Source organism: Cellulomonas sp. HD19AZ1, assembly GCF_004535805.1.
Taxonomy (GTDB): Bacteria; Actinomycetota; Actinomycetes; order Actinomycetales; family Cellulomonadaceae; genus Cellulomonas; species Cellulomonas iranensis.
The window spans coordinates 524,997-542,271 of sequence record NZ_SPHX01000001.1; the positions used below are offsets into that span (position 1 = coordinate 524,997).

The following is a 17,275-nucleotide window of genomic DNA, read 5'->3' on the forward strand; positions in this document are numbered from 1 at the left end:
CACCGCACGACCCCCTTCCACCCCGCACCGCACAGGAGCCTTCGACGATGACCCCCGAGCAGACGACCTGGTTCGCCGAGACGTTCGATGCGCTGGTCGCCAACGTGGGGGAGGCGCTCCTGGGCAAGGAGGAGACCGTCAAGCTCGTGCTGACCGCGATGCTCGCGGACGGGCACGTGCTGCTCGAGGACGCGCCCGGCACGGGCAAGACGTCCCTCGCGAAGGCGGTCGCGGCGACCGTGCAGGGCTCGCACCACCGCATCCAGTTCACGCCGGACCTCCTGCCGTCCGACGTCACGGGCGTGACGATCTACGACCAGTCGTCGCAGCGGTTCGAGTTCCACCCCGGCCCGATCTTCGCGTCGGTCGTGCTCGCGGACGAGATCAACCGCGCGTCGCCCAAGACGCAGGCCGCGCTCCTCGAGGTCATGGAGGAGGCCAACGTCACGGTCGACGGCGTCACGCACCCCGTCGGGCGCCCCTTCATGGTGATCGCGACGCAGAACCCCATCGAGCAGGCCGGCACGTACCGTCTGCCCGAGGCGCAGCTCGACCGGTTCCTCGTCAAGACGTCGCTCGGGTACCCCGACCGGGCGTCGGCCGTCGAGATCCTCGCCGGTGCCAAGGACCGCACCGCGGCGCTGCACCCGCGCATCACGACGCAGGCCGTCGGCACGATGGCCGACCTCGCGCTCACGGTGCACGTCGACGAGGCCGTCCTCGACTACGTCGCGCGCCTCCTCGAGGCGACCCGGGACGACGCGCAGACCGCGCTGGGCGCGAGCGTGCGCGGCGGGCTCGCGCTCGTGCGGTGCGCCAAGGTCTGGGCGGCCGCCGACGGCCGCGACTACGTGCTGCCCGACGACGTCAAGGTGCTCGCGCAGCCCGTGCTCGCGCACCGCCTCGTGCTCGACTCCGAGGCCGAGTTCGCGGGCGTCACCGCCACCGAGGTCCTGGGCCGCGTGCTCGGGCAGGTCGCGCCGCCCGCGCTCCGGCAGGCCTGACGCCATGGGCCTGCGCGTCGCGCCCCTCGGCTGGGGGGTGCTCGTCGTGGCGCTCCTCGCCCTGGCGGCGGGGCGCCTGCTCGGGTGGGGCGAGCTCGCGTCGCTCGGGGTCGCCGGCCTCGCGGTCGTCGTCGTCGGGCTGCTCATGACGGTCGGCCGCACGCGGTACCGCGTGGTGCTCGACCTCGCCGACCACCGCGTGCGGATCGGTCAGCGCGCCGTCGGGCGCGTCGAGGTGCGCAACGCGGCCCGGCGCCGCGCGCTGCCGTCGCAGGTCGACCTGCCCGTCGGTGACCGCCTCGTCGAGCTGTCGGTCCCGGGCCTCGCGCCCGACGCCGTGCACGACGACCTGTTCGCGGTGCCCACCGAGCGGCGGGCCGTCATCGTCGTGGGGCCCGTCGTGTCGCGCCGCGGCGACCCGCTGGGCCTCGTGCAGCGCCGCCTGCGGTGGACCGAGCCGTCCGAGCTGTTCGTGCACCCCGAGGTCGTCGCGCTCGGCGGCGCGAACGCGGGCCTGCTGCGCGACCTCGAGGGCCAGTCGACGCGCGACCTGTCCGACTCCGACCTGAACTTCCACGCGCTGCGCGACTACGTCGCGGGCGACGACCGGCGCTACATCCACTGGCGCACCACGGCACGCCGCGGCAAGCTCATGGTCAAGCAGTTCGAGGACACGCGCCGCACGCTCACGGTCGTCGCGCTCGCCAACGCGACCGGCGACTACCGCGACCCCGACGAGCTCGAGCTCGCGGTGTCCGTGGCCGCGTCGGTCGCGGTGCAGGCGATCCGTGACGAGCGCGACGTCGAGGTGCTCGCGGGCCCCGGCCGGCTGCGCACCGCGACGCCGCCGCTGCTGCTCGACGACTGCTCGCGGCTCGCGTCGTCGAGCGCGGGCGCGGGCGTCGTCCTGCTCGGGCGGCGCGTGGTGCGCGAGACGCCGGACGCCTCGGTGGCGTTCCTCGTCACCGGCGGCGCGCCGAGCGACACGGACCTGCGCCTCGGCGCGCGGGCGCTGCCCGCCGGGACGCGTGCCGTCGTGCTGCGGTGCGCGCTGGGCGAGGACGTCGCGGTCCGCACGCAGGGGTCGTTGACCCTCGCCACGGTCGGCGCGCTCGCCGACTTGCCCCGCGCGCTGCGGCGGGTGGTCGGATGAGCGCGGGTCGGCGCGTCGGCGTGCGCGAGCCGGTCGACGCGGTCCGTGACGTCGTCGCGCTCGTCGCGGCGACGGGTCTCGCGCTGACGCCGCTCGTGCCCGTGTACGGCGTGTCCGCGGTGCTGCCGGCGCTCGTCGGCGGGGTCGTGCTGGGCACCGCCGTCACGCTGGTGGCGGCGGCGCGCCGCTGGTCGGCGCTCGTGGTCGTCGCCCTGCTGGTGGGCGCGTACGCGCTCGCGGGCGGCGGGCTCGCGGCCCCGACGACGACGGTCGGCGGCGTGCTGCCGACCCCCGCGACGTTCCTCGCGCTCGCGCGCGGCGCCGCCTCGACCTGGAAGCAGGTGCTGACGCTCCAGCCGCCGGTCGGCACGGGCGGCACGCTGCTCGTCGCGGCGTTCCTGCTGGCGCTCGTCGGGACGGCGGGGGCGCTCGCGCTGACGCTGCGCGTGCGGCGCCCGGCCGTCGCCGCGCTCGCGGGTGTCGTCCCGCTGCTCGTGCTCGTCGGGTCGATCGTGCTCGGCACGCGCACGCCGCCGGTGCCGCCGGCGGCGGCCGGCACGGCCCTCGTCGCGCTGGTGCTCACGTGGGCGGCGTGGCGGACGGGGCGCTGGCGCCCGCGCCGCGTCGTCGCGACCGGTGCGCTCGCGGCGGTCGCCGCGGCCGGTGGTCTGCTCGGCGGTCCGCTCGTCGTGGCCGACCAGCCGCGCGTCGTCGTGCGCGACGAGATCGTGCCCCCGTTCGACCCGCGCGACTACCCGAGCCCGCTCGCGTCGTTCCGTCGCCTCGTCAAGCTCGACGACACCGTGCTCATGACGCTCGACGGCCTGCCCGACGGCGCGCGCGTGCGGCTCGCGACGTTCGACCGCTACGACGGCGTGGTCTTCAACGTCGCGGGCGACGGGTCGGCGCAGGCGTCGGGGGAGTTCCGGCGCGTCGGCGACCGGCTCGACGTCGCCGCGCGCGGCGAGCGGGCCCGCGTCGAGGTCACGGTCGGCGACCTGCAGGGCGTGTGGCTCCCGACCGTCGGCCTCGCGACCTCGGTGGACCTCGGCCCCGCGACGGACGACCTGCGGTACAACGACGCCACCGGCGCCGCGGTCGTCACGTCCGGCGTGCGCGAGGGCATGACGTACCGGCTCGACGTCGTCGTGCCCGACGTCCCCGACGACGACACGATCGGCGGGGCGGGTGCCGCGTCGGTCGTGCAGCCCGCGTCGCAGGGCGTCCCGCAGGCGGTCGCGGTCGCCGCCGCCGACGTCGCGCGTGACGCCGGGACCCCGGTGCAGGTGGCACGCGCCATCTCGAGCTACCTGGCGGACGAGGGCTTCTTCAGCCACGGCCTCACCGACGCGGGCGACCACCCGTCGCTGTCGGGGCACGGCGCCAAGCGGCTCGCGGACCTGCTGGCGGGCCAGACGATGGTCGGCGACGGCGAGCAGTACGCGTCGGCGGCCGCGCTCATGATCCGCGAGATGGGGCTGCCGGCTCGCGTCGTGCTGGGGTTCGTGCCCGGTTCGGGCGACGACGAGGAGGGCGACGGCGACGTCGCGGTGCCGACCGACGAGGACGGTGCTGTCGAGATCCGTGGGCGCGACGTGCAGGCGTGGGTCGAGGTCGCGTTCGCGGGCCACGGCTGGGTGCCGTTCGACGTGACGCCCCCGCAGTCGCGCACGCCGGACCAGGAGCAGGAGGAGACGGACACCGACCCGCAGCCGCAGGTCGTGCAGCCGCCCGTGCTGCCGCCGGACCGCGTGACGCCGCCCGAGGACGACACCGAGCAGCCGCAGGCGGAGGACCCGGCCGCGGACGACTCGGCCCTCGCCCGGTGGCTGCGCATCGCCGCGTGGGCGGGCGTCGGCCTCGGCGGCGTGCTGGTGCTGCTGTCCCCGCTGCTCGTCGTCGTCGCGCTCAAGGCGCGTCGCCGCCGCCGGCGACGGCGCGCGGCCGACCCCGTGCGTCGGGTCGCGGGCGGGTGGGACGAGGTCGTCGACACGGCCCGGGACATGGGAGGTGCACCGCCGGGTGCCGCGACCCGCCGCGAGACCGCTCGCGCGTGGGCGACGACGATCGTCGGTGGCCACCCCGCCGTGGCGGCACGCGTGGAGGCGCTCGCACGCCGCGCCGACCGTGCGGTGTTCGCCGCGGGTACGCCGGACCGTTCCGAGGTCGACGCGTACTGGGCGGACGTGGACGCGACGGTGGGCGCCCTGCGGGGCACGCTGCCGTGGCGTCGCCGCGTGCGGGCGCGCGGGTCGCTCGCGTCGCTGCGCGCCCGCCGGGCCGTCGCGGCCGCCGCACGGGCCGACCGTGACCGGGCGACCCGCACGACCGCTGTGCCCGGACGCGGCCCCCGCCGCGCCGGCCGACCCCGCCGAGGTGGACGATGACCCCCGCACCTGCACCCGCCCTCGCCGTCGACGACCGGCCCGCCGGTCTGGGCCGGCGGTTCGTCGCGGCGCTGGTCGACCAGGCGCTGGTCCTCGTGCTGGGCGGCGGGCTGGTGGTCGTGGCGTCGCTGCGCGTCGTCCTCGCGCTGCGCGACGACCCGACGACGCTGCCCGCGCTGCCGGTGCCGCTGCTGGCGCTCGGCTCGGTCCTGGCGCTCGCGGTCACGGTGACGCAGTGGCTCCTGCACGGCCGCCACGGCTGGACGCTCGGCCGCCGGCTGCTCGGCGTGCGCACGGTCGACGCGCACAGCCGCCGCCCGCTCGGCCCGTGGCGCGTGCTGCTCCGCGGGCTCGTGGTCGCGGCGGGCGTGCTCGCGTGCGGCGTGGGGCAGCTCGTCGTGCTGCTGTCGCCGCTGTTCGACCGCACGGGCCGGTGCCGCGGCTGGCACGACCGTGCGGCGGGTGCCGAGGTGCTGCGCGTCGCGACGGTCGCCGTGCCGGCCGGGTCGCGCCCCGGGCGCGGCGCCCACGCCGTGCCGGCGCGCGGCCCGCAGCGACCCGCGGCACCCGCGGCCCCCGCCCCCAGCGGCCCGGCGGTGGACGACGCGCCGTTCCGGCCGCCCGCGGCGGCCGCCGTGCCGCCGCCCTTCACCGGGGCGACGCCCGTCGTCGGTGCGCACCGCGCCGGGCCGCCGACCGACGGCCTCGTGCTCGCGCCGCTGCACCAGCAGCGCTCGGCGCCCGACCTCGACACCCGGGCGATCCCCGTGGTGCGCGCCGAGGACCCCGCGCTGACCTTCGGGCTCGCGCCCGAGCTCGAGCTGACGCGCCCCGCGCCGCCGCGGACGGACGTCCTGCCGGAGCCGCGTGCGGCGGCGTCCGGGCTGCGGGTCACGCTCGACGACGGTCGGGTCCTCACCGTCGAACGCGTGGCCCTCGTCGGCCGCAACCCCACGCCCGCGCCCGCCGTGCAGGTCGTGCGCGTGGTCGACCCCGGACGGTCGGTGTCCAAGACGCACCTGCAGCTCGAGGTCGACGCGACGGGGGCGTGGGTCGTCGACCGTGGCTCGACCAACGGGACGGTGGTGACGCTGCCCGACGGCGGGCAGGTCGTGTGCCGCGTCGACCATCCCGTACGCCTGCGCGAGGGGGTCGTCGTCGCGTTCGGCGACCGGTCGTTGCGCGTCGTGCAGGTGCCCGCCCGGGGGGCCGGCGACCCCGCGTAGCACGCGGCGCGAGGGCCGTCCGGGGGTCGTCGGCCGGAACCCCTCCCGGCGGTGACGGCCGTGGCCTAGGGTCGGCGCATGGGCGGCACGCGCCCGGGCGCGCGGATGCGACCGGTCGAGCTTGTCGACGAGGACGACGAACGTCCGACGTCGGGCACGTCCGCGCGCCACGGAGACGCCGGGCCCGGTGACGACGGGCCCGACGACGGCTCGACCGCGGGAGCCGGCGGCCCGTCGTGGCGCCGGTGGTGGCCGTGGGTCGTCGGGGTCGCGGTCCTCGCGGTGTCGTCGGCGGGCGTCGCGACGGTGCAGGCCGACGCGCTCGCGCGCGAGCGCGCCGACCGGATCGCGCGCGTCCCGGGCATGGTCCGGCCCGTCGAGCAGGCCCCCGCGGTGCGGTGGCGTGCACCGGCCGAGGGCCCGGCGCCGGCCGTCGCGGCGGGCGGTGCGCTGGTCCTGCTGTCGGTCGCCGACGGCACGTGGACCGCCCGCGCGCACGACCCGGCCACGGGCGACGTGCGGTGGGAGCTCCCGCTGGTCGAGCAGCCGGGCGCCGGGTTCGAGAGCCTCGTGGTCACGTGCGCGGCGGGCGACGCGGAGCAGGACGTGCTGCTGTGCGCGTGGGCCGAGCCGGACGTGCTGTACGGCGGCGCCGAGGTGACGACGCCGTACGCGCCGCCGACGCGCGTCGTCGCGGTCGACCCGTCCGACGGTGCGGTGCTGGGGGGGTGGGAGGCCGCGGGGCCCACGCTCGGCGTGACGCGCGTCGACGACGACCTCGTGGTGGCGGTGGCGCGGCCCGACCGCCGGGTGACGGTCGAGCGCCGGGCCGGCACCAGCGGCGAGGTGCGCTGGTCGTGGACGTCGCCGGAGTCGCTCGTGGACCCCACCGGGGTACGCGTCCCGCCGCGGCTCGTCGCCGACCGGCGGGTCGTCACGATGGCCGGCATCGCGCCCACCGTGCTCGACGCGCGCAGCGGCGACGTCATCAGGTCGGGCGGGCGCGGGCGGCAGATGCTCGCGCGCGGGCTGCCCGACGGCGGGTACGTCCTGTGGGTCTGGACGGTCGGGGCCGAGCTGCGCGCCGCGGACGGCACGGTGCGCGGCGAGGTGCCCGCGCTCCCGGTGCGCGTCGTCACGGACGGGTCGCTCGACGGGTGGCTGCTGGTCGACACCGGCAACCAGGTCGAGGCCGTCGCGGCGCAGGACGGTGCGCCGCTGTGGCGGCTGACGACGCCCGCGGAGCCGGTCGCGGCGGTGGACGGCGTCGTGGTGCTCGCCCGCGACGCGACCGTCCTGGTCGTCGACGGCGGCGACGGCCGCGAGCTGTGGGAGCGGCGCGAGCCGCGCGAGGTGCTGTCCGACCCGGTGACCGACGGCCTGCACGCGATCGTCGCCGTGCCGGGCCGCGACGCGACCGACCTGGTGGCCCGGGGGCTGCACGACGGCGTCCTGGCCTGGGACGTCGCGCTGCCCGCCGACGTCGAGCAGGTCGTCGCGGTGGGTGGCCGGCTCGTCGCGCTCACGGGTGCGGAGGCGCTCGTCCTGGGGTGAGCGCCGCGGCGGTGCGCGCGGTCGGCGCGTCCGACCCGTGGCCACGGGTTGCGGCCGTGGCCACCTACGGGGGTATGGTCGGCGCGTGCGTACACGCTCGCTGCTCCTTCGTCGCCGCGACGAGGCCCTCTAGGCCGGCTCCTCGTCGCGGAGTGCTGGCGTGCCCGGCTGACGACACCGTCCGCACCGTGACGAAGGACCCCCGATGAGCAGCCAGACCCCCGTGACGCCCGCCCCGGCCGCGCAGCGCAACCCGCAGCAGCCGTCCGGCATGCCGGTGCACCGCTACCGCCCGTTCCACGAGCAGATCCGCGTCGAGCTGCCGGACCGCACGTGGCCCGACAAGCGCATGACGCAGGCGCCGCGGTGGTGCGCGGTCGACCTGCGCGACGGCAACCAGGCGCTGATCGAGCCGATGAGCCCGGCGCGCAAGCTCGAGATGTTCGAGCTGCTGGTCGCGATGGGGTTCAAGGAGATCGAGGTCGGCTTCCCGTCGGCGTCGCAGACCGACTACGACTTCGTGCGCATGCTCATCGAGGAGGAGCGCATCCCCGACGACGTCGTCATCCAGGTGCTGACGCAGGCGCGCGAGCACCTCATCGAGCGGACCTACGAGTCGCTCGCGGGTGCCAAGCAGGCGATCGTGCACCTGTACAACTCGACGTCGACGCTGCAGCGCGAGGTCGTGTTCCGCTCCGACGAGGACGGCATCGCCGACATCGCCGTCTCGGGCGCGCGGTTCTGCCGCAAGTACGAGGAGCTGATCCCCGACACCGAGGTGTTCTACGAGTACAGCCCCGAGTCGTACACGGGCACCGAGCTCGAGTACGCCGTCCGCGTGTGCAACGCCGTGCTCGACGTCCTGGAGCCGACGCCCGAGCGCCCGGTCATCATCAACCTGCCTGCGACGGTCGAGATGGCGACGCCCAACGTCTACGCCGACTCGATCGAGTGGATGAGCCGTCACCTGCACCACCGCGAGTCGGTCGTGCTGTCGCTGCACCCGCACAACGACCGCGGCACCGCGGTCGCGGCGGCCGAGCTGGGGTACCTGGCCGGTGCGGACCGCATCGAGGGCTGCCTGTTCGGCAACGGCGAGCGCACGGGCAACGTCGACCTGGTCACGCTGGGCATGAACCTGTTCAGCCAGGGAATCGACCCGCAGCTCGACTTCTCCGACATCGACCGCATCCGGCGGACCGTGGAGCGCTGCAACCAGATGCCGGTGCACGAGCGGCACCCGTACGGCGGCGACCTGGTGTTCACGGCGTTCTCGGGCTCGCACCAGGACGCGATCAAGAAGGGCCTGGACGCGATGGAGGTGCGCGCGGCCGCGCAGGGCGTCGCCGTCGCCGACGCCGAGTGGGCCGTGCCGTACCTGCCGATCGACCCCAAGGACGTCGGCCGGTCGTACGAGGCGATCATCCGCGTGAACTCGCAGTCCGGGAAGGGCGGCATCTCGTACCTGCTGAAGTCCGAGAAGGACCTCGACCTGCCGCGCCGGCTGCAGATCGAGTTCTCGCAGGTCGTGCAGCAGCACACCGACCAGCACGGCACCGAGGTCACGGCCGACGACCTGTGGTCGATCTTCAACGACGAGTACCTGCCGGTGACCCCGGGCGGTCCGCTCGCGCCGTGGGGCCGGTTCTCGCTGCGCGGCACGCGTGCCACCAGCACCGAGGGCGGCCAGGACACGCTCGAGGTCGACCTCGTGGACCGCGGCGTCGAGCGCACCCTGACCGGCACCGGCAACGGCCCGGTCGCCGCGTTCGTCGCGGCGCTCGCCCAGGTGGGCGCGGACGTGGCGGTGCTCGACTACGCCGAGCACGCGCTGTCCGCCGGCGGTGACGCGACCGCCGCCGCGTACGTCGAGTGCGCGATCGGCGACGACATCCTGTGGGGCGTCGGCATCGACCCGTCCATCACGACGGCGTCGCTCAAGGCGATCGTCTCCGCGGTCAACCGGCACGAGCGCTGACGCGCCGTCCCCTGATCGTCCGTCCCGGCGCGCGCACGAGCGCGCGGGGCCGGACCCGCGGGGCGCGGCGGCGGCGACCCCGTCCGTCGTGCCCCGCGTCCCCCGTGCCGCCGACCCGTCGTCGGCGACCCCGACCCACGGCCCGGCCCCGGCGCACCCACCCGCGCGCCGCGTCCGGTCCGTGTCGGCGGCACGGGGGACAATGACCGCGTGAGCCTCTACCGCGACGAGGCGATCGTGCTGCGCACCCACAAGCTGGGGGAGGCCGACCGCATCGTCACCCTCCTGACGCGCGAGCACGGCAAGGTGCGCGCCGTCGGCAAGGGCGTGCGTCGCACGACGTCGCGCTTCGGCTCGCGGCTCGAGCCGTTCATGCACGTGGACGTGCAGCTCAGCACAGGTCGCAACCTCGACGTCGTGACGCAGGTCGAGACGCTGGGCCCGTACGGCCGCCACGTCAGCGAGGACTACGCGCTGTACACCGTGGGCACGGCGATGCTCGAGACGGCCGAGCGCCTCGTCGAGGCCGAGCGCGAGCCGTCGGTGCAGCAGTACCGCCTGCTGGTCGGCGCCGTGCGCGCCCTGGCGACGCGCGCGCACGCGCCGGGGCTCGTGCTGGACTCCTACCTGCTGCGGGCGCTCGCGGTCGCGGGCTGGGCGCCGAGCTTCACCGACTGCGCGCGCTGCGGCGCGCCGGGCCCGCACCACGCGTTCGCGCCCGCGGTCGGCGGCGCGGTGTGCGGCGCGTGCCGCCCCCCGGGTGCGGCGGCCCCGGCGCCCGAGACGTTCACGTTGCTCGCGGCGCTGCTCTCGGGCGACTGGGACGTCGCCGACGCGAGCGCCGAGCGGCACCGCGCGGAGGGCAACGGGCTCGTCGCGGTGTTCTGCCAGTTCCACCTCGAGAGGCGGCTGCGGTCGCTGCCGATGGTCGAGCGGGTCTGATCCCCGCCGGGCGGCCCAGCGCACCGGACGGCCTGGCACGATGTGTCCGTGCCCCGCGAGATCGTGCCGCCCTACCCGCACCCGTCCGGCGCCCGTCCGCCGCAGATCCCGCGGCAGTTCGTGCCGCGGCACGTCGCCGTGGTCATGGACGGCAACGGGCGGTGGGCCAACGCGCGCGGGCTGCCGCGCGTCGAGGGGCACCGCGCGGGCGAGGCGTCGCTGCTCGACGTCGTGGCCGGGGCCATCGAGATCGGCGTGCAGCACGTGTCGGCCTACGCGTTCTCGACCGAGAACTGGTCGCGCTCGCCCGAGGAGGTGCGGTTCCTCATGGGCTTCAACCGCGACGTGCTGCGCCGACGGCGCGACCTCATGCACTCGTGGGGCGTGCGCGTGCGCTGGGCGGGGCGGCGACCGCGCCTGTGGCGCTCGGTGGTCGCCGAGCTCGAGGAGGCCGAGCGCCTCACGGTCGACAACACGACCTGCACGCTGACGATGTGCGTCAACTACGGCGGCCGCGCCGAGATCGCCGACGCCGCGCGGCAGATCGCACGCGAGGTCGCGGCCGGCCGGCTCAACCCCGAGCGGGTGACCGAGAAGACCGTGCAGCGGTTCCTCGACGAGCCGGATCTGCCCGACGTCGACCTGTTCCTGCGGTCGTCGGGCGAGCAGCGCATCTCGAACTTCATGCTCTGGCAGTCGGCGTACGCCGAGATGGTGTTCCTCGACGAGCCGTGGCCCGACGTCGACCGGCGGCACCTGTGGCGCGCGGTCGAGACGTACGCGCGCCGCGACCGGCGCTACGGGGGAGCGGTGGACACCCCGGCGACCTCCTGACCCGGATGTCGGTGCCGGTCGCTACGGTCGCCCCATGAGCCTGACGCTGAACATGGTCACCTTCGACACGACCGACCCGCGCGAGCTGGCCGCCTGGTGGCGCGACCGGACCGGCGCCGCCGTGGTGCACGAGGACGACGGGTTCGTCGTCCTCGCGCCGCCCGCGGGGCTCCCGGCGCTGGGGTTCCAGCGCGTGGCCGACGTCGCACCGGGCAAGAACCGCGTGCACCTCGACCTCGCGGCACCGGACCCGGCCGCCGCGGTCGCGGACCTCGTCGCGGCCGGTGCCACCCGCGTCGGCGACCACGGGCTGGCCGACGGGTTCACCTGGACGGTCCTGGCCGACCCGCACGGCAACCAGTTCTGCGTGTCGGCGGCGCACGCCGACTGACGCGGTGCGGGCGCGGCGAGCGTCAGCGTGAGCCGGAGGACGCCGGCTCGTCGACGGCGGCGGCCTCGGCGGGGGCCGTCGTGCGTCGGCGCGCCGCGGTGATCACGCCCGCGGCGACCGCGGCGAGGACTGCTCCCAGGGCGACGAGCCCCCACGGCGACCCGGTGGCCAGGTTCAGGGCGCCCCAGACCGCGCCGATCCCGACGGTCCCCCAGATCACCGCCCACGCGACCGCGCCGGGCAGCGACGCGAGCGTGAAGCGCAGGTAGGGCATGCGCACGAGGCCGGCCGCCGCGAAGACCGCCGTCTGCACACCGACGGTCACGTAGGCCACGGTCACCGCCACCGGGCCCCAGCGGTGCACGAGCGCGACCCCGCGGCGGGCCGCGGGCGTCGACGTCAGGCGTGCCGTGCGGTCGACCGTGCGCTGCCACCAGGCGGGCCCGTGGCGGTGCTCGCCCTCGTAGCGCGCACCACGCGCGACGCCGCGTCCCGCCCAGTAGGTGAGGTGGGAACGGGCCAGGACGATGACGAACAGGCACAGCAACGCGACCGCGACGGGCATCCCGTCGAGGCCGTACCCCTGCAGGACCTGTGCCGGCGTCACCGTTCGATCCTACGTCGCGCGCGGGCGCGGCCTCACGGCCGTCGCGGCGCCGTGGGGGCCTCGTGCCCGGCGTCCGGTGCGCACGCCGCGTCGACGGCCGGCACGAGCACGTCGTCGGACATGTCGGGGTGCGGGTCGTGCGCGGTGCGCCGGCGTGCGAGGACGGGGTGCAGCAGCGCCGAGAGCGCGTAGAGGACGATCGCGAGCACCACGATCGTCGCGCCCGGCGGCACGTCGTTCCAGTACGTGACGACGAGCCCCACGACGCTCACGGCGACGCCGATCCCGCTGGCCACGGCCATGGTGCGGCCGAACGAGCGCGCGTAGAGCTGTGCGACGGCGACGGGCACGATCATGAGCGCGCTCACCAGCAGCAGCCCGACCACGCGCATCGCGATGGTCACGGTGAGCGCGGCGAGCGTCGCGACGAGCATCGACACCAGGCGCACCGGCAGCCCGCTGGCGCGCGCGAACTCCTCGTCGTGGCTCACGGCGAACAGCGTCCAGCGCAGGCCGACGCCCACGCCCAGCACGAGGACCGCGAGGGCGACGGTCCACCACAGGTCACCGGTCGAGACGGTCGAGATCGAGCCGAACAGGTAGCTCATGAGGTTGGCGTTGGTGCCGCCGGCGACCTTGATGAGGAGCACGCCGCCGGCGATGCCGCCGTAGAACATGATCGCGAGCGCGAGGTCGCCGCTCGTGCGGCCGCGCTCGCGCACGAGCTCGATCACGACGGACCCGACGACGGCCGCCACGACCGCGCCGGGTACCGCGAGGGCGTCGGCGGGGGAGACGGCCGCCCAGCTGCCCACGAGCCACCCGAGCGCGACGCCCGTCAGCGCGACGTGCCCGATCCCGTCGCCCATGAGCGCCATGCGGCGCTGCACGAGGAACGTGCCGACGACGGGTGCGGCGGCGCCGACGAGCACCGCGGCGATCAGCGCGCGCTGCATGAGCGGCGAGCCGAGCAGTGTCAGCACCTGGTCCCACGCGCTCACGGGGTCACCTCCAGCGTGAGGTCGGGGCCGTCGGCGGGCGGCTCGGGGTCGGCGTGCGGGTGCAGGTGGTCGTGCTCGGCGTGACCGTGCTCGCCGCGCGCGGGCGGCGGCGGGCCGTCGTGCACGACGCGGCCGTGCCGCAGGACGACGGCCCGGTCGATGAGCGGCGCGAAGGGCCCGATCTCGTGGAGGATGACGACGACCGTGGTGCCGGCGTCGCGCAGCCGCGACAGCGCCGTGACGAACGTGTCCTGCGTCGGCAGGTCGATGCCCGTGGTCGGCTCGTCGAGCACCAGCAGTGCGGGCTCGCGGACCAGGGCGCGCGCGATCAGCACGCGCTGCTGCTGCCCGCCGGACATCTCCTGCACGCGCCGGTCGACGAGGTCCTCGACGCCCAGCGCGGCGAGCGCCGCGGTCGCGCGGGCACGCCGGTCGCGCGGGGGTCGCAGCCGACGGCCGTGCAGCAGGCCGGACACGACGACCTCGAGCGCCGTGGTCGGGACGCCGCCCGCGGCGGCCATGCGCTGCGGCACGTACCCGACGCGCTGCCACGGCACGCCGCGGCCGAGCGGCTCGCCCAGGAGCCGGACGTCGCCGGACGCGAGCGGCACGACGCCGAGCAGCGCGCGCACGAGCGTGGACTTGCCGGAGCCGTTGGCGCCGAGCAGGGCGACGACCTGGCCGGGGGGCACCGCGAGGTCGACGCCGCGGACGATGGGCTGGCCGCCCAGCGTCACGTGGACGTCGGTGGCGTCGATCGCGTTCACGAGCAGGACAATGCCACGCGCAGGGCCTCGAGGTTCGCCTGCGCGATCGAGAAGTAGTCCTGCGCGTCGTCCGTCAGCCCCTCGATCGGGTCGAGGACGGCGGTCTCGACCCCAAGGTCGGACGCCAGGGTCTGCGCGACCTTCGGGGACGCGAGCGTCTCGAAGAAGATCGTCGTGACGCCCTCGGCGCGGACGAGGTCGCCGACCTCGCGCAGCCGTGCGGGCGAGGGCTCGGTCTCGGGGTCGACGCCCGCGATGCCGACCTGCTCGAGGTCGTAGCGCTGCGCGAGGTACCCGAACGCCTCGTGCGTCGTGACGACCGTGCGGCGTTCGCACGTGGCCAGCCCGGCGGCGTACGCGTCGTCGAGCTCGCCGAAGCGTGTGCCGAGCGCGGCGGCGTTGGCGCGGTAGGTGTCGGCGCCGTCGGGGTCGATCTCGCTCAGCGCGTCGGCGACGGCGTCGGCCACGGCCGGCATGCGCGTGGGGTCGAGCCAGAAGTGCGGGTCGAGCCCGCTGTGGTCGTGGGCGTCGTCGGCGTGCTCGTCGGCGTGCTCGTCGTCCTCGCCGAGCTCGTGCGAGTGGCCCTCCTGCGCGGTCGTCTCGAGGTCGGCGACCTCGGCGGCGTCGACGACGTGCGCGGGACCGGCCTCGGACACGGCGGCGTCGACGGCGGCCTGGAAGCCCGACTGGTAGACGACGAGCTGCGCGGCGGCGACGGACGCGACCTGCGCGGGCGAGAGCTCGACGTCGTGCGGCTCGGCGCCGGGCGGCGTCAGCGAGCCGACGTCGACGCGGTCGCCGCCGACCTGCTCGGCGACCATCTGCAACGGGTAGAACGACGCGAGGACGCTGAGGGTCCCGTCGTCGCCGCCCGCGGCGGTCGAGCACGCCCCGAGGGCGAGCACGGGGACGGCGAGCGCGGCCGCGAGGGTCGCGGTGCGGGAGCGGAGGGGGGTGCGGCGGATGCTGCTCGACATGAGACCCATTCTCAGGTTGGCGAGAACCGTTGTCAAAACAGTCTCCCCGCCGCCGCGCGGACCGGTCCGGTCCGGAGGTCCCGCACGCGCGACCGATAGCCTGTCCCGGTTGTCCCCCGCGGCACCCAGCCGCGGGCTTCCTCGACCCAGGAGAAGAACCACCGTGGCTGCCGCACCGTCCCGTCTCGACGCCGTCGTCTCCCTCGCCAAGCGCCGGGGATTCGTGTTCCCCAGCGGCGAGATCTACGGCGGCACCCGCTCCGCGTGGGACTACGGACCGCTGGGCGTCGAGCTCAAGGAGAACATCAAGCGCCAGTGGTGGCGCGCGATGGTCCAGAGCCGCGAGGACGTCGTCGGCCTGGACTCGTCCGTCATCCTGCCGCGGCAGGTCTGGGTGGCCTCGGGCCACGTCGGCGTGTTCACCGACCCGCTGACCGAGTGCCTCTCGTGCCACAAGCGGTTCCGCGAGGACCACCTGGTCGAGGAGTACGAGGCCAAGAAGGGCCGCGCGCCGGAGCACGGCCTCGGCGACATCGCCTGCCCCAACTGCGGCACGCGCGGCCGGTGGACCGAGCCCCGCGACTTCAACATGATGCTCAAGACGTACCTCGGCCCGATCGAGGACGAGTCGGGCCTGTACTACCTGCGCCCCGAGACCGCGCAGGGCATCTTCGTGAACTTCAAGAACGTCTACACCTCGGCGCGCATGCGCCCGCCGTTCGGCATCGGCCAGATCGGCAAGTCGTTCCGCAACGAGATCACGCCCGGCAACTTCATCTTCCGCACGCGCGAGTTCGAGCAGATGGAGATGGAGTTCTTCGTCGAGCCCGGCACCGACGAGACGTGGCACCAGTACTGGATCGACACCCGCACCGACTGGTACGTCGACCTCGGCATCGACCGCGAGAACCTGCGCCACTACGAGCACCCCGCCGAGAAGCTCTCGCACTACTCCAAGCGCACGGTCGACATCGAGTACCGGTTCGGCTTCACCGGCAGCGAGTGGGGCGAGCTCGAGGGCATCGCCAACCGCACCGACTTCGACCTCGGCACGCACAGCGAGCACTCGGGCCAGGACCTGTCGTTCTTCGACCAGGCCAAGAACGAGCGCTACGTGCCGTACGTCATCGAGCCGGCCGCGGGCCTCACCCGCTCGCTCATGGCGTTCCTCGTGGAGTCGTACCACGAGGACGAGGCCCCCAACACCAAGGGCGGCGTCGACAAGCGCACGGTGCTCAAGCTCGACCCGCGCCTCGCGCCGGTCAAGGCCGCTGTGCTGCCGCTGTCGCGCAACGAGGCGCTCAGCCCCAAGGCGCGCGACCTCGCCGCCGAGCTGCGGCGCAGCTGGAACGTCGACTTCGACGACGCCGGCGCGATCGGCCGCCGGTACCGCCGGCAGGACGAGATCGGCACGCCGTTCTGCATCACGGTCGACTTCGACACGCTCGAGGACCAGGCCGTGACGATCCGCCACCGCGACGACATGTCGCAGCAGCGGGTCGCGCTCGACCAGGTCACGGCCTACCTCGCGCAGCGCCTCGTCGGCGCCTGACGTCGTGCCCGGCGCGCCGCGCGTCGCGCCGCGCGGCCACGACCTGCCGGGGTCCCTGGACCCCGCGGTCGTGGCCGCGGTCGACGCGCGCCTGGCCGGCGTCGCGGCGGCCGAGGGCGTCCACGTCGCCTGGGCGGTCGAGTCCGGGAGCCGGGCCTGGGGCTTCCCGTCGCCCGACTCGGACTACGACTGCCGCTTCCTGTACGTCCGCCCGGTCGCGCGCTACCTGGACCCGTGGCCGCCGCGCGACGTGGTCGAGACGCCGCTCGACGCGGTCCTCGACGTCAGCGGCTGGGACGTGCTCAAGGCGGTACGGCTGGCGGTCAAGGGCAACGCCACCGTCGGCGAGTGGCTGCGGTCCCCGCTCGTGTACGGCGGGGAGGCGGGCTTCCGCGACGAGCTGCTGGCGCTCGTCGACGCGGTCGGCGACCGCGCCGGGCTGGTGCGTCACCACCTGCACGTCGGCACGGACCACTGGCGTCGCAGCGGCGCCGCCGACGGCGCGCGCGTGCCGCTCAAGCGGGTGTTCTACGCGGTCCGGCCCGCCGCCGTCCTGCACTGGCTCGCGGCGCACGACGCGCCCACGCCACCCATGAACCTCGGCGAGCTGCTCGACCAGGCGCCGCCGCCCGCCGAGGTCCGCGCGGCCGTCGACGGCCTCGTCGCGGCCAAGGCCGTCACGCGCGAGCTCGGCGACGGCGTCGTGCCGGACGTGCTGCGCGCGTGGGTCGAGGCGCGGTTCGCGGGCGCCGAGGCGGCGCTCGCCGGGGGTGCGGGGGGCACGCCCGAGGAGCCGCGCCGCGCCGAGGCCGCGGACCGGTTCCGCGACCTGCTCGCGCGGTGGGCGCCCGACGGCTGACGAGCGCGCCGCCCCGCGCGGACCCGCGTGTCGTCGCCGGTCG

Annotated in this window: 15 protein-coding genes; 11 read left to right on the forward strand and 4 right to left on the reverse strand. The window is 75.7% G+C overall.

Features of this window, described 5'->3' with window-relative positions:
• The first annotated feature begins 47 nt into the window (after nt 1–47).
• From E4A51_RS02350 to E4A51_RS02390, 9 genes are all read left to right on the forward strand, one after another.
• A complete protein-coding gene (locus tag E4A51_RS02350) occupies nt 48–1,004 on the forward strand; it encodes a MoxR family ATPase (RefSeq protein ID WP_070320732.1) in 957 nt (318 codons plus the stop codon).
• A 46-nt stretch (nt 1,005–1,050) separates the two neighbouring features.
• A complete protein-coding gene (locus tag E4A51_RS02355) occupies nt 1,051–2,157 on the forward strand; it encodes a DUF58 domain-containing protein (RefSeq protein ID WP_236686725.1) in 1,107 nt (368 codons plus the stop codon).
• Nucleotides 2,154–4,544, forward strand: coding sequence for a transglutaminase domain-containing protein (locus E4A51_RS02360; RefSeq protein WP_134850771.1), 2,391 nt, complete (start codon nt 2,154–2,156; stop codon nt 4,542–4,544). Before E4A51_RS02355 ends, E4A51_RS02360 begins: the two co-directional genes overlap by 4 nt.
• Nucleotides 4,541–5,770, forward strand: a complete 1,230-nt coding sequence (locus E4A51_RS02365; protein WP_134850772.1) for an RDD family protein — start codon at nt 4,541–4,543, stop codon at nt 5,768–5,770. Before E4A51_RS02360 ends, E4A51_RS02365 begins: the two co-directional genes overlap by 4 nt.
• A 78-nt stretch (nt 5,771–5,848) precedes the next feature.
• The gene (locus tag E4A51_RS02370) at nt 5,849–7,324 is read left to right on the forward strand and encodes a PQQ-binding-like beta-propeller repeat protein (protein ID WP_134850773.1); all 1,476 of its coding nucleotides are present in this window, start codon (nt 5,849–5,851) and stop codon (nt 7,322–7,324) included.
• 205 nt (nt 7,325–7,529) lie between these two features.
• Nucleotides 7,530–9,302: a 2-isopropylmalate synthase gene (gene leuA / locus E4A51_RS02375; RefSeq protein ID WP_070318683.1), complete on the forward strand. Its 1,773-nt coding sequence runs from the start codon at nt 7,530–7,532 to the stop codon at nt 9,300–9,302.
• A 210-nt stretch (nt 9,303–9,512) separates the two neighbouring features.
• Nucleotides 9,513–10,244: a DNA repair protein RecO gene (gene recO, locus E4A51_RS02380; RefSeq protein WP_070318682.1), complete on the forward strand. Its 732-nt coding sequence runs from the start codon at nt 9,513–9,515 to the stop codon at nt 10,242–10,244.
• 48 nt (nt 10,245–10,292) lie between these two features.
• Complete coding sequence (locus E4A51_RS02385) at nt 10,293–11,078, forward strand: isoprenyl transferase (protein WP_134850774.1); 786 nt, start codon at nt 10,293–10,295, stop codon at nt 11,076–11,078.
• A gap of 34 nt (nt 11,079–11,112) precedes the next feature.
• Nucleotides 11,113–11,469: a VOC family protein gene (locus tag E4A51_RS02390; RefSeq protein ID WP_046528648.1), complete on the forward strand. Its 357-nt coding sequence runs from the start codon at nt 11,113–11,115 to the stop codon at nt 11,467–11,469.
• A 22-nt stretch (nt 11,470–11,491) separates the two neighbouring features.
• Here the strand turns inward: E4A51_RS02390 and E4A51_RS02395 are convergent, their stop codons facing one another.
• From E4A51_RS02395 to E4A51_RS02410, 4 genes are read right to left on the reverse strand one after another with little or no spacing between them, the layout of a single operon-like run.
• Nucleotides 11,492–12,076: a hypothetical protein gene (locus tag E4A51_RS02395; RefSeq protein ID WP_240696346.1), complete on the reverse strand. Its 585-nt coding sequence runs from the start codon at nt 12,074–12,076 to the stop codon at nt 11,492–11,494.
• 32 nt (nt 12,077–12,108) lie between these two features.
• Complete coding sequence (locus tag E4A51_RS02400; protein WP_163275799.1) at nt 12,109–13,032, reverse strand: metal ABC transporter permease; 924 nt, start codon at nt 13,030–13,032, stop codon at nt 12,109–12,111.
• Between the two features lie 41 nt (nt 13,033–13,073).
• Nucleotides 13,074–13,844: a metal ABC transporter ATP-binding protein gene (locus E4A51_RS02405; protein ID WP_052748231.1), complete on the reverse strand. Its 771-nt coding sequence runs from the start codon at nt 13,842–13,844 to the stop codon at nt 13,074–13,076.
• Nucleotides 13,841–14,821 (reverse strand): metal ABC transporter solute-binding protein, Zn/Mn family, encoded by a 981-nt coding sequence (locus E4A51_RS02410; RefSeq protein ID WP_134850775.1) that lies wholly within the window; start codon nt 14,819–14,821, stop codon nt 13,841–13,843. The genes E4A51_RS02405 and E4A51_RS02410 overlap by 4 nt, the downstream gene beginning before the upstream one ends.
• Nucleotides 14,822–14,984: 163 nt before the next feature.
• Between E4A51_RS02410 and E4A51_RS02415 the strand changes: the two genes are divergently transcribed.
• Both E4A51_RS02415 and E4A51_RS02420 read left to right on the forward strand, forming a co-directional pair.
• The gene (locus E4A51_RS02415) at nt 14,985–16,373 is read left to right on the forward strand and encodes a glycine--tRNA ligase (protein WP_134850776.1); all 1,389 of its coding nucleotides are present in this window, start codon (nt 14,985–14,987) and stop codon (nt 16,371–16,373) included.
• A 4-nt stretch (nt 16,374–16,377) separates the two neighbouring features.
• Nucleotides 16,378–17,232 (forward strand): DNA polymerase beta superfamily protein, encoded by an 855-nt coding sequence (locus E4A51_RS02420; RefSeq protein ID WP_240696347.1) that lies wholly within the window; start codon nt 16,378–16,380, stop codon nt 17,230–17,232.
• Nucleotides 17,233–17,275: the final 43 nt, after the last annotated feature.

Excerpts from the sequence above, each read along its gene's own strand:
- E4A51_RS02350 (WP_070320732.1), top strand. The coding sequence starts at position 48 with ATGACCCCCGAGCAGACGACCTGGTTCGCCGAGACGTTCGATGCGCTG.
- E4A51_RS02360 (WP_134850771.1), top strand. The coding sequence starts at position 2,154 with ATGAGCGCGGGTCGGCGCGTCGGCGTGCGCGAGCCGGTCGACGCGGTC.
- E4A51_RS02365 (WP_134850772.1), top strand. The coding sequence starts at position 4,541 with ATGACCCCCGCACCTGCACCCGCCCTCGCCGTCGACGACCGGCCCGCC.
- E4A51_RS02370 (WP_134850773.1), top strand. The coding sequence starts at position 5,849 with ATGGGCGGCACGCGCCCGGGCGCGCGGATGCGACCGGTCGAGCTTGTC.
- leuA (WP_070318683.1), top strand. The coding sequence starts at position 7,530 with ATGAGCAGCCAGACCCCCGTGACGCCCGCCCCGGCCGCGCAGCGCAAC.
- E4A51_RS02390 (WP_046528648.1), top strand. The coding sequence starts at position 11,113 with ATGAGCCTGACGCTGAACATGGTCACCTTCGACACGACCGACCCGCGC.
- E4A51_RS02400 (WP_163275799.1), bottom strand. The coding sequence starts at position 13,032 with ATGCAGCGCGCGCTGATCGCCGCGGTGCTCGTCGGCGCCGCCGCACCC.
- E4A51_RS02410 (WP_134850775.1), bottom strand. The coding sequence starts at position 14,821 with ATGTCGAGCAGCATCCGCCGCACCCCCCTCCGCTCCCGCACCGCGACC.